We start from the raw sequence: 13,917 nt of genomic DNA on the forward strand, positions 1-13,917 counted from the left end.
AATAACCTCTATTGGCTACCGCGCTCTTTATTTTTTCACGGTTCCGGTCGCCAATGACCTCTATTGGCTACCGTGCTCTTTCTTTTTTCACGGTTCCGGTCGCCAATAACCTCTATTGGCTACCGCGCTCTTTATTTTTTCACGGTTCCGGTCGCCAATGACCTCTATTGGCTACCGTGCTCTTTCTTTTTTCACGGTTCCGGTCGCCAATAACCTCTATTGGCTACCGCGCTCTTTATTTTTTCACGGTTCCGGTCGCCAATGACCTCTATTGGCTACCGTGCTCTTTCTTTTTTCACGGTTCCGGTCGCCAATAACCTCTATTGGCTACCGCGCTCTTTATTTTTTCACGGTTCCGGTCGCCAATGACCTCTATTGGCTACCGTGCTCTTTCTTTTTTCACGGTTCCGGTCGCCAATAACCTCTATTGGCTACCGCGCTCTTTATTTTTTCACGGTTCCGGTCGCCAATACCCCCGATTGGCTACCGTTTCCGATCTTTTTTCACCGTTTTGGTCGCCAATGACCTCTATTGGCTACCGCGCTCTTTATTTTTTCACGGTTTCGGTAGCCAATAACCCCGATTGGCTACCGTTTCCGATCTTTTTTCACCGTTTCGGTCGTTAATGACCTCTATTGGCGAAAATCCCCTCTTTTTTTGTTTGGTATAAAGCAAAAAGAACACCATCATCCTTTGGCTTTCACCTTTGCCACTATCCAACAGTACTAGAAGGGCGCAAACCGAGATGAACAACAACTTGGTGGTCTTGACCGTCATCAACAAGCTGCAGGTAAGACTGATTCACGATTTCCTTCCCGTCAACCACCCATTTTACTGGAACTCCGTGTTCTTGTTTGCAAAAGACCTCAAACGAATAAGTTGTCTTTCCATAACGGTAGTCAACTGTGAACGATTTCCATTCAGAAGGAACACAAGGTTGAATATATAGCTGATCTTCTTGAAGCTTGAGTCCCAATACATACTCCAATCCTGCCTGGTACATCCAGCCCGAGGCTCCCGTATACCAAGACCATCCGCCTCTACCTTGATGAGGATTTGCCGTGTACACATCCGCTGACATCACATATGGTTCATTTTCATATATTTGCACGTCGCGAAAAGTTTGGGTGTGTGTGATCGGATTGAGCATTGAAAAAAGCTCAAATGCTTTATCATTCCGCTCTAACATGGCCCAAGCAACAATTCCCCAAATGACACCATGTGTATACTGTCCGCCATTCTCGCGAATTCCCGGAGGATAGCCCTGAATGTAACCTGGACTAGGTTTAGTCACATCAAATGGTTTTGTCAATAACCGGGCAAGCTTCAAATCGCGATCGACTAGTTCACGGTCAAACGAAGCCATTGCCCGCAACTGGCGATCGGCAGAAGTTCCTTGCGAGATGGTAGCCCATGACTGAGCAATAGCATCAATTCGACACTCCTTGTTACTACTCGACCCAATCCATGTCCCCGTATCGGTAAATGCACGGCGAAACCAAGCACCGTCCCATGCATGATGGTTTAGGTGTTGCACCAATTCATGCAATACTTTTTCAAACTGTGCAACGGAATCAGGCGGAATAATACCATTGTGAAATCTCGAAAACCGTTTAAGAATATCAAGTAAGAACCACCCTAGCCAGACGCTCTCGCCACGCCCTTTAGCACCGATTCGACTCATGCCATCATTCCAGTCGCCAATTCCCATCAACGGGATTCCATGTTCACCAAAGTTCAAAGCATGGTGAAGGGCCCGCAGGCAATGCTCTAAAACTGAACCCCATTCGTCAGATACAACAGTATCTTCGTACCGCTCCAGTTCACCTTCTTGCAGGACTTCGCTGGAAAGAAAGGGAATTTTCTCGTTGAGGACATCATTATCACCCGTCTGTTCTATATAACGAGATACAGTGTAAGGAAGCCACAATAAATCATCTGAAAATTTCGTTCTTATTCCTTTATGCGTTTCTTCGTGCCACCAATGTTGGACATCCCCCTCTTGATATTGATGGGCAGCATTAATGAGTATCTGCTTTCTTGTAATGGAAGGGTCTGCATGTAAGAACGCTAGCGAATCCTGGAGCTGGTCGCGGAAACCAAATGCCCCTCCAGCTTGATAAAAGGCAGTGCGGGCCCACAATCGACAAGAAAGTGTTTGATATAATAGCCAACCGTTCATCATGATATCCATTGCCCGATCTGGTGTCTTTATCTGAACCTGTCCAAGTAGGCGTTCCCAATAACGCGTCACACTCGAAAACGCATCCTCATAGGCAGATGGTTGACTATACTTTCTAATCAGCGAATGTACTTCTTCTTTTGAAGACGCACAGCCAAGCAGGATGGTGACGGTTACCTCTTCTTCTGGAGGTAGTTCAACCACAGTCTGAATCGCTCCACAAGTATTCGAAAATGTCCCTGTCCGCTTCGACAATTTTTCTGCTAAAAGTGCTGAAGGGCATTCCAATGTCCCACCATGACCAATAAATTCTTGCCGGTCACATGTCCAAGAAAACGCCTGTTCCGATGTTTTCTTCTTACTATTAGGCATTGAAAAGTGTAAAAAGCTGATTGCCTCACGAAAGGTCTCTTGGTACGTATTACGGGAAAGTAAGGCTTTATCATCCTGATCCCACTCAGAAACAATGTACGGAGCCTGTGCTTCTCTCAACACCCCAATAACCCACTCAACGTAATAGGTAATGGAAATTCGCTTTAATGCTTTGCTTTTATTGTGAAGACGAAGCTGGATTAGTTTTAGTGGATCATTCAGTGGAACAGTCGTTTCCATCGAATGCACGATATCTCCGTCTAGAAGTTCAAACCGGCTAAATCCCTTCCCATGAGTAACCTTGTAAGTACGCCCATTACCTGCTGGTTTTGGCGTGGCTGACCAGATTTGATTCGTATCGAGGTCGCTTAAATAAAGGCACTCGCCAGGTTGGTCAAGGACAGGATCATTCGTCCAAGGTGTCAGTTTACACTCTCGAGAGTTACGCCACCAACTATACCCAGTGCCAAAATCCGTGAGTAAGCATCCGAAGTGTGGATTTGCTAGAACATTACTCCATGGCTTCGGCAGGTAATTCCCTTCTTGAACATGTAGTTGATATTCCCGACCATTTTCAACGAAACCGCCCCAACCATTGAAAAATTCTCGCTCTGCCGAAATACGAACTGGTTCATTATTACGCTGAAAGGTTTGCTTTGACACAGGCTGTTCTTGTAAAGGTCGTACCTCTCCTTCATCCAATCGCAATTGGGCAGGCAAACTTGGACCTCCAGCCCGAAGTAAAACACGCGCCACTGCATAGAGGAGATTGCGTTCATTCTCTTGGAGCTGAGACTCCTTTAAACCTACAATTCGCTTCATTTCTCCAATTCCCCGCGATGCTAACTGATCACGTAAACGATTCATCAGCTGGTCCTGATAGCCACCAACTGTCACATCCAGTACCACAAGATCGATTTCCAGTCCTTGGGTACATAAATATTGATGTTGGCGTGCTAAAAGAATAACGAACGGTAAATCGGCTAAGTTGTTGACAGTCACCATTACGACTGGCACGTCTCCGCTAATTCCATGTGACCATAAGGCAGACTGACCTAATGCATTTTGGGCGATAGCCTCCCGACGCACATCCGAGAGAGGTGGAGTATAAAGGAGACGCCCCGCCAATAGGTGTGCCTCAGTTGCCTGTTTTGCCGTTAGATGCATGTGCCTGAGGTCGATTTGCGAACGTACCCAGGCTAAATGAAACATATTTGCTACTTGCTGCGGTTCACGTAATTGATTCATCGTATCCAGCACTTTTTCTCGACTTTCTGCGATACCCGTCACGAAATATACGGTGGCTGATTCCCTTGGTGCCAATTGAAGGCGGCGTCTCATCACAAACGCTGGATCCGCTACTGAACCAGTTGATCCATGTAGCCGTGAATACATCGCCTTTGGCGCTTTAAGTGAATAACCACGTCCTATAAATTTTGCTCGATCTGTTTCAAATTCGTAATCTCCTGCTTCGGTACCATCCACATAGACAGTGTGAACACACCATGTCTCGGACTCATCATCTTCTCGCGCACGTCTCTTTGCCAATAAGCATTCTGACTGTTCATCGTGGCTTGTCTCGATAAATAACTTGCTGAATGCTGGGTGTGCACGGTCTGCCGATGGGCTTGCAAGCGCTATTTCTAGAAATGAGGTTACTTCTAGTATTCGCTCCTCGTCGCTGTTATTGACTAATTGAAGACGCCGAACCTCTGCGTCACTATCTGGAGATATAGTTAATTCAAGTTTAGCTGAGATGTCACGATAGGTCCCTTCAAAGGTCGTTTTATCGAGACGGAACACCGTTTTTGTGTCTTCATCTCCCTGACAAGGAAATCTTGTAATACTCCAAAGATCTTCAGAAAGGACATCCTGAATGTAAATAATTGGGCCTGACGTATCCATTATTGGATCTTCTTGCCATCTTGTGACAGCAAGTCCATTCCATGTAAGCATCCCTGTTCCATCACTCGTGTTTATACTGGTCAGGCGATGATTTGACACTATGTTTACTTCTGGAACAATGGTCGGTTTCGTATAAGTCCGCTCCATATTGTCCAACTGAGCATCAAAATCAGTGAAATTCGAATGGAACCCGATTGGCTCTTCAATTAACGCCGCCTTACTAGGGATGCGCTCTTGTAAAAGCAAGTCTGCTGAACATACACGTGCATCCTCATGAAAGCGTTTGACCATGATTTCATCCGCCAATAAATTGATAAGGGTTAGCATGCTCATACCTTGATGGTGAGCCATGTAACTCTGAACAACTTGATATCGCTTGCCTTTTGGTAGTCTTACAGTTGTAAAATCAACCGCTTCATAAAAACCAAATTCGCCTTTCGCATCGTAGTCTTCAAACTTTTTCAAGGCGGTGAGACCAGCTGGACCTGCATAAGGTAATGCCATAATTGTCGCATACGGGGCAATGACTAAATTCTGCTCCAAACCACGATCAAGTCCCAGTCCTGGAACACCAAAAGCCCGATATTGGTAGTTCATTTGATAATCGAACCCATAATAGCCGCTTTCTGAAATCCCAAATGGGACCTGATATTTATCCGTATACTCCTGCTGCCGATGAACAACACCTTGATAAGTAGAATCCCAGATTGTGTTCCGGTAGGTCCGCATAATCAGACTGGGCATCAAATACTCAAACATCGTGCCCGACCAAGATAACAACGTCTTGCATTTTCTTGAAATGGTCATCGTCCGGCCTAAGGTAAACCAATGAGAAATCGGAATTTGCCCCAAGGCGATAGCGACAAAACTCGCTTGTCGTGCTTCTGAAGCCAGCAAATCATATAGAGTGGTATCTTTTTGGTTTGAATCAACATGATAACCAAGACAGAATAGGCGCTCATCTGGGTTATACAGCGACTGAAAATTAGTTTGTTCAATAAATTGGTCGATATCTTCTGTCAAGTGGTCAATATCGGACTTATAAGCCTCCTCGCGCTGTCCCCATTCAAGCAGGCCTTGTCGTACAACCATAAGGTAGGCAACAAAGTTTCCGGAATCAACCGTGGAAACGTATTTAGGAAAAAGAGGATCCGATGAACGTGTATCATACCAGTTCAATAAATGCCCATTCCATTTTTCCATCCGTTCAAGTGTCACCATTGTTGATTTGATCCGTTTAATCATTGTTGCTGTATCGATGAAATCCAGATCTCGAGCAGCAACGACACTTGCTAAATAAAGTCCAATATTGGTCGGTGATGTACGATGGGCGATAATCTCCTTGGGATGATACTGGACATTGTCGGGCGGCAGCCACGATTCTTCTTCCGTCACATATCGTGCATAAAAGGACCAGATTTTAAAGGCCAATTCTTTCAGTTCTGAACGTGTTTCCTTCACCCATGATCGATTATCAACTATTTTTGGCCGGTTCAATTGCTGGATGACCGGCCGGGCAATTAGCCCAATGCAAAGTGCCACAACACCTATCATACGGTCAAAAAAGCTGTCAGAAAGCCAGGAAAGGACAGCAAACAAGGTAATGACCAGATAACCTAGTGGTGCAAACATCAGAACTGGCCCTTTTTTGGAATGGTGATCCGCCTGGGCAAAGGTAATCCACTCTAGTAAATTGCGTCGACTAACGAATAAGCGGTAAAGCGTTCGTAGAATAGCGTCTAAAGAAAGCACAGCAGAAAAAGGAAGGATCATTAGCTGGATACCACTTTGGATAAAACTCACGCCAAGGGTACGGCTTAAGTGCCGGCCAAGGAGCGCTGATAAGACAGCACGTAGAAATGGAAGGAAAATCGTTAATACCACAATGGTTTCCCACACCCAGCTCCGGCCGGGAAGCGTGGATAGTCCTAGAATGGCAACGATTAACAGGGCAGGTGCCAGCAGGCTGCGTCGTAAATTATCAATGATTTGCCAACGGGTCAGCCCATCCAAATCCACCCTTCTTTTCTCACCATAACGATCTTGGCATTGCACACCCAACCATTTGATCAGCTGCCAATCCCCACGAATCCAGCGGTGAGCACGATTTTGGTAAGAATAAAATGTACTTGGATGTGACTCCACGACTTCAATGTCAGAAGTCAAGCCAGTGCGCAGGAGGCCCCCTTCAAGTAAATCATGACTAAGCACATGTTGATCTGGTATTCGGTTCACCAGAATCTTTCGAAATACATCCACGTCAAAGATGCCTTTACCGACAAAGATACCCTGCCCAAATAAATCCTGATAGGCATTCGAGACCGCAAAAGCATAAGGATCAATCCCCGGTTCTCCAGCCCATAAGGCCGCAAAACGTGAATTTTGTGTTGACTCAAAACTCACGCCAATTCTAGGCTGAAGGATACCAAACCCTTCCACCACGCGTGTCCCTGCCTTATTAAGCCGCGGTCGGTTATATGGAAAATGAATCGTACCAGCCAGGCGGCTAACGACGCCAATAGGAAGCTGTGTATCGTGATCGCTTGTAAAAACATATCGAATGTTCTTCAGCACGTCTGTTTGCCCATATATCGTGGAATAACTAGTTTGCTCACTCCCAGAAAGAAGCTCGACGAATTCAACAAGTTTGCCGCGTTTGCGTTCCCAGCCCATATAAATTTGGTCAACTGTATTGTAAAGACGAGATCTGTGAAATAAGAAAAATTTATCGGTCCCGTACTTCTTATTTAAAGCATCAATTTGTTCGATTGCATGTGCGATTATTCTTTCATCGGATGACAATGATTCGGTCGATGCATCCAAAAAGTCTGCCAGTATCCCAAAATGGATGTTCTGTTGACGATTTGCATGATAGTGAACTAAAAGCCTTTTGACAACATCATCCACTTCTTCAACACTCGACCAAATAATCGGCATAACGACCATTGTTCGAGCCTCTTCGGGTAGCCTTTCAGAAAAATCAAAACGAAGTAGCGGGGTAGGTCGGCAGCATTTACAGATAACTTCATGAACAATGGTGATAACCCATTCACTGACGGGAAACATAAGGGCTGCAACAATAGCAAGCCAAGAAATAGGACGAACGGCCAATCCAGATGTTACCCATCCCCCAGCCAACAGTAACAACGCAACAAACAATAAAATAAGGCAAGATAAATAAACAAGCGACGGCTGGCGTCGAATGGCAAGCTGTGGCAGAACGCGCGGACGAGCTATCTTGCTGAGTTCTGTTCGTAAGTCCTTGATGCCGTGAGGATCGAGCAAATAATAGGCAAGATAGGACTTGCGAGATAATACCTCTACTTGATCTAAGTCTCCATGTTGCGGCTTAGCTAGGCGTATCGCAGTTTGGGCAACTAACGTTTCTGGAACCTTCAGTTGCTTTGCAATAGTGGTAACACGCCCCCTAAGTAAGTCACTGCTTGCCAAATCTAGCCGTTTATACTCACGATCAGTTTGGAGGATTTTTTCCACATAAGAAATTCTTGTGAACGTCAACCGCCATGGGAGACGCTCTAAAATGTGCAGGCTTTGGACTAAGTTGCCACAGGTCACTTGTAGTTCTGCTTGAAGTTGATGTTCCAGCGAAACCATTTGCTCCAGACTCGATTCATTATTCTCTACATGAGCTCGAAGCCAGTCGTGAACAATCTGAATATTGGGCTCCCATTCAGTTAAATGTTTGACGAAATGGACGATCTCGATGGGTCCCAATGCTTTTTTATGCGTTTCTTGTTCCAATAAAGTACGTATTTTAGTGTCAGACAAATTCTTTCCCTCTATCTGATCTAACAAGGAAGTAATCGAATGGCATACCTCATGTCGATGGCGAATCTCACGCATCAATACCGCCAACCGTTGAATGAGGATCACTCTTATTGCACTAGGTAACGCCCAACATTCCACATCCTTAAGGACAGAAACTTCCTGATACGAGGAAAGATAACATTCGAACGAGTTTGTATCATAGCGTCCATCCACATGCTCAAGATAATCGTTGCACAAGGCGTATATTCGCGGCATACCGGTAAATCGTAATTTGGGCAATTGTCTAAGTGTAGCTCGGGGAAGTTCGCGAAGAACCACTTTAGCTTGTGTCTCGATAAAGTTTATGTGATCAATCAGCCAATCTTCCGCCGGTTGTTTACACCCTACGATGGTGTTGCCTAATTGCTCCGCGAATTCATGCAGGCTAGACACATCCGATCGAAATGCAGGCCAATATCGTGCAGTCAGCTTGTTGGTTGTATTCAATTCATTTGTTAGGGCGAACTCATGTGCCCTTGCTCTTAGTTGGTCATTGTTTAAAATCATCATGTCCCCCTCTTAAGTACCCTTAAGAAAATATCCCCTAGGAGGCTCGTTTTCATACCTATTGTTTTTTAAAAAAACAATAAAAAAGACAGATTCTGGAGTGAACCTGCCTTTCATTTCTATCATTAAACTCGCATTATATCGTGGTGGAATTTTAGGCTCTTCTTTAGGTTGTTGCTTTTATTGAAATGTATGGATGATCTGACAATTACCCGTCGATTCGCTGATATAAGTAACAAAGTCGCTGATATATCATAAAACTCGCTGATAAAAACAACAAACTCGCTGATATATCCTAAATGTCGCTGATAATCTAAATATCGAAGGATCTTTTAAAGAAAAATTGGTGGAATTTGCTTTTAAAATCATGAAGCGAATAAATATTTTCATCCGAATCAAAGGAATTAGGCAGATTTAGTAAGAAAAGCAACAGTATTTGGCGAAAAAAGCCAAATTTTATAAACACTTGTGATTTTTCATAATATGATGGGATTTAATAAAATCTTTGAAATAATTTTCTTTAATCGAACTTTTAACAGTTTAGAATTAACTTTGGTGAACCGTATCATAAATAAATGAGGTTTTTATTCAAGGCTGTCCGTGAAACGGGAAGATTATTTCCACTTTTTATTTGTGATTTTTATAATAAAAAAGTCCTTTTAATACATTACTTATATTTCAGCTTTCGCACCTGTAAAATAAGTGGTAATCGGTAGTTGTATTGAGTTCAGAGTCTATTCCTTCTGTTGCTTTGGATACCAATCACATTGAAATTGTAGTCTCGTGAATTGATGAAAATTGTTCTTGACATTACGAAATAGATTCAGATATAACTAAAGAAAAAATAGTTAAAAAAACGAGAGGCGATAAATAGGAGATCTGCAAATGAAACCGAATCGAATGGAAGCGTTTAGCGATGGAGTTCTGGCGATTATCATTACGATCATGGTGCTAGAATTCAAAGTACCGGAAGGCCACGACTGGCATTCATTAATTGCACTTGGTCCGAAGATTCTCAGTTACATCTTCAGTTTCGTGTATGTCGGCATCTACTGGAACAACCATCATCATCTGCTACACATGATTCGAACAATGAATGGACGGCTGATGTGGCTCAACTTAATATTACTCTTCTGGTTATCCTTTGTTCCGTTCACGACCGCTTGGATGGGGGAAAGCCATTTTGCACCTGCGCCAATTGCGTTGTACGGCATCATTCTTCTGCTCTCTGCGACCTCTTACTGGCTGCTCCAGCTTGCGATCATTAGCCAACATTCCAGCGATTCCGCTTTTGTTACATCGATGGGCAATGACTTGAAGGTGAAAATATCTCCTTTCCTCTACTTGCTCGCCATATTGACCGCATATGTAAGTCCTTGGTTATCCGGTTTCTTTTACATACTCGTTGCCGCGATCTGGGTCGTGCCGGAAAAGCGAATCGAGCATATCCTTAGAAACCATAAGTAAGGTTCCTCGATTTTCGCGTTATGGCGGGAAAAGAATAGTCTTTTATGCGGAGCCATAGTCCTGAACAACTTTGGCATAAGCTTGATAATTCCCACCGCGCCTTATTAACTCCTACTAATAGTAGGAACTTAAGTTGAATAGTACGAGGAAGTGCCTCCTGCAACATGGATTACGGAAAGCGCGAAGAAGGAATTAATAGGATGGTATATGACCTTTTAAAGTAAGGGGAAAAGGATAGACTGCGCCAAACCGTTAAAACCTACGGGATTTGGAAACTAGTTTGAACTACATTATACCTGGACTAATGTTTCCACGTTTAATTCTAAAAGTTACCGAGAAAGCCCCTACTACTGTTGAAATAAGGACGATCTAACGTCTAGAAACTACCGTAGGGGCTTTTTAACGTAATTGTAATATGATTGGCTTGGCAAAAACTAGAGTGGAAAATTATCTTTTTGGACATCCCCTTGTAATTTTGTTGTAATAAAATAACTAAATCTCATTTAGATATGTTACGGTGAACCGTATCATATCTAAATGAGGTTTTTTGGTGATTTATAGTGTAAACAATATTGAAATATATAAAATAATTAAGAAAGAGCTAACCTTCATTTAAAAAGTTAGCTCTTTCTCTATATCAGATACTCCACTTCTTTTAGGTATTTAATTGTAGGGTATTTTGTATTTTAATAATGCCCTAAGCATTTTAATATGGTTAGACGTTTTGGGTTGTACAGTAGAAGATCCTATCAACCGATAAAACTGTTTTGAAACAAAGGAGTTGGGGATTGTGTCCTTTGAAATTATGAGAAATAAATAAGGAATCATTCCCTACTTTACGATTAAACTTTGGACCTAAATTTTAGGAAAAACAAGGGTTAACACCACCTTCTTATTGGAAATAGAAAAATATTTAAAATGTGACATTTTTTTGAAAACGTCTATATGGTAAGGACGATTCTGGTAAGATACTATCTGTAAGAGGGGGGATTACCATGGCTTATTGGAAAAAGAAACAAGCTGTCGAGCCTGGACAAAATCCAGATGTAGGAGATTCAGATACCACTAGTAGAGAAGAGAAAAAAGCAAAAAATCGGATTAAACGTTGGAGGCTACTTGTCCTTTCTTTAATGACATTTATTGCCGTGATTTGTTTTTTATATGGAGCGATTAGCTTTACCTCAACAACGTCCTTTTGTTCTTCTTGTCATGAAATGGCACCTGAACATGTTACCTTTCAGGAAAGTGCTCATAATCAAATCCAATGTATTCAATGCCATAATAAACCTGGAACAAGCAATTTGGTTGAAAATAAAGTAGAAATACTAAAAGAAGTGTATAACCACATCGTTGGACCACCTGACCCGATTGTACCGAAGGTGGCGGTATCAAACGAGAACTGCGAACAGTGTCACTCGAGAAATCGCTTAGTCACCGCAACAGGAGATTTAAAAGTCAATCATAAAGGCCATATTAAAAAGGGAATTCCTTGTATCACCTGTCATAGCGGAATTGTCCATGCTAAGGTGGTCGAGAGGGGAATTAATGATTCTACTACATACTTTGCTTGGACAAAGAAAAACTCCAAAAAGCTGATGGATGAAAAATACGTAAAGCCAAACATGGGAACCTGTATTGATTGTCACAATCAAGTTAACCAAGGCAAAAAGCCGTGGAAGGATATCACCTATAGTTTGCCGAAAATAGACCTTGGTAAGGAACAGAAAGAAAAGGTAGAAGAGGTCTTTAAAGAGACACCTGAAATGAAAGCAGGCGTATTTGAAAGGGAAATACCTGAAAATACGCAAAAGGTCATTCTTGAAGCGATTGGTAAAGAGCAAACCGATGTAAAAATTTCAATGGAATGTTTCACTTGCCATCAAACAATCAAGAAACCAAAAAATCATGAAAATCATGGCTGGAGCCAACTACACGGGGAGACTGCTCGAAATGACCTTAATCGGTGTCTAAACTGTCATCAAAACTCATTATGGATGAAAAACCTGGAAAAACAGGATATAAAATTGTTGTTAACTAAAAACCAAAAAGAGGTTACCTATAAAAAAGACTTACACACTTTAATAAAAGAATCTCGCAGTAATCATTTCTGTAGCACCTGTCATGCGTATAGTCCAGCTAATCACAAAGACCGCTACACATGGTTAACCGATACTCACCGATATAATTCAGGAACAAGTAAAGAAAGAGAAAAGTGTTTTGTTTGTCACGATAATAAAAAGCCAGAAGTAAACGGTAAAAACAACAATGCACCATCAGATGTTTATTGTGAATTCTGCCATAAAGGTAAGTTCACAGATGAACCATTTTAGTGCAAACATTCCAGATTTTATTGAGGATAACTTTTGAAAAAATGCGGAGTATATTCAACTTCTACATAAACAAAAGAAACAAGGTAGAGACTTTATTCTCTACCTTGTTTCTTTATGAATGGCATGCTGCATCAATGTTTCAACTAGAAAGTGCATAAGATATTCAATATATAAAATAGGCTTATAAAAAACGAGGGAGACCGTTCATATTAGACGGTCTCTCTATACTTTTCATTAAACTTGAACTTCACTCATTAAAGCATGAGTATTACCTTCCGTGTCTTTAAAGAACGTCATCCAAGTTTCCATTTGTCCCATTTTCGCTACGATATGTGGTTCATCGATAAAAGTAACCTCCTTACCTATTAAATTCTCATAAGTTTCTTTAATATTTTCAACCTGAAAATAAATGACTGAACTAGAATGAGCATATTCCTCTTTTTCAGGGAGGCTTAGGAGCAGACGAAGACCGTTACATTCAAAGAACGCCATACTATCTGAATTAAATAAAAGGGAAAGACCCAGTTTATCTTTATAAAAATGGATTGCTTTATCTAACTCTTTAACTGGTACCCCAATTTGTCCTACTTTTTGAATCATATTAGTTTCCAAAAAACATTTCTCCCTTCAAATATCATTTCATCTTATTTAATACATTTTAAAATGAAGTTGCAGGTACGCTTAAAAGTCCCCTTAATAAGTTCATTTTTTACCAGACAGGTCTTAACCTCGATGATAATTTACCTGCATTTTCTTCGAAAACTAATTTTGATAAATCTTCTTTGAGCATTTGCATTCGTTCAGTACCTATGTTTTTACTCCAGCCTCCTTCAATCTCAGTTAGTATCTTCTCTTTTGCTTTTACTACTAACCAACCTCGTTCGGTCAAAACAATAATTTTTCCCCTTTTATCAGTAGGATGAGTTTGGCGCACAACATAACCACTTTTCTCAAGATAATCTACCATTTTACTTACAGCCTGCTTGGTAATTCCTAAATACTCAGCTAGTTCTATACCTGTTGCTCCGTTAGGTGTGATACATTTAAACATAAAGCCATGTGCAGGTCTAATATCTCCAAACCCTAATTCCCTCAATCTGTCATGTAGTTCATCAATCAATGCACGAAAAGATAATGACAAAAGTGATGTAAGATCCAATTCATTAAATACTTGGTGATTCATACATAAACCTCCTTAAATAAAGTCAACTAAGTTGACTTTATTTGAATTCCATTGTACTATGCACTTTGTAGTCAATCAAGTTGACTATTTTTTAGTGAGTAAATAGATAACAACGTAAGAGTGAGTAACAGGAGGAAACGAGA

General features: G+C 41.7%; 5 protein-coding genes. 2 read left to right on the forward strand and 3 right to left on the reverse strand.

What is annotated here, in order from left to right; genetic code table 11:
- Nucleotides 1-712: 712 nt before the first annotated feature.
- The gene (locus RTR43_RS24650; RefSeq protein ID WP_312476486.1) at nucleotides 713-8,797 is read right to left on the reverse strand and encodes a glycoside hydrolase family 94 protein; all 8,085 of its coding nucleotides are present in this window, start codon (nucleotides 8,795-8,797) and stop codon (nucleotides 713-715) included.
- A gap of 882 nt (nucleotides 8,798-9,679) precedes the next feature.
- Between RTR43_RS24650 and RTR43_RS24655 the strand changes: the two genes are divergently transcribed.
- Together RTR43_RS24655 and RTR43_RS24660 are read left to right on the forward strand one after the other, a co-directional pair.
- Nucleotides 9,680-10,261 carry a TMEM175 family protein gene (locus RTR43_RS24655; protein WP_312476490.1) on the forward strand — a complete coding sequence of 194 codons (582 nt, stop codon included), beginning with the start codon at nucleotides 9,680-9,682 and terminating at the stop codon, nucleotides 10,259-10,261.
- Between the two features lie 995 nt (nucleotides 10,262-11,256).
- Complete coding sequence (locus RTR43_RS24660; protein ID WP_312476494.1) at nucleotides 11,257-12,591, forward strand: cytochrome c3 family protein; 1,335 nt, start codon at nucleotides 11,257-11,259, stop codon at nucleotides 12,589-12,591.
- Between the two features lie 234 nt (nucleotides 12,592-12,825).
- Here RTR43_RS24660 and RTR43_RS24665 read toward each other — a convergent pair whose 3' ends face one another.
- A complete protein-coding gene (locus RTR43_RS24665; protein ID WP_312476497.1) occupies nucleotides 12,826-13,203 on the reverse strand; it encodes a VOC family protein in 378 nt (125 codons plus the stop codon).
- Between the two features lie 97 nt (nucleotides 13,204-13,300).
- A complete protein-coding gene (locus tag RTR43_RS24670) occupies nucleotides 13,301-13,774 on the reverse strand; it encodes a MarR family winged helix-turn-helix transcriptional regulator (RefSeq protein WP_312476500.1) in 474 nt (157 codons plus the stop codon).
- Between the last annotated feature and the right edge of the window lie 143 nt (nucleotides 13,775-13,917).

This window comes from Neobacillus sp. (genome assembly GCF_031988165.1).
GTDB lineage: Bacteria > Bacillota > Bacilli > Bacillales > Cytobacillaceae > Neobacillus > Neobacillus rhizosphaerae.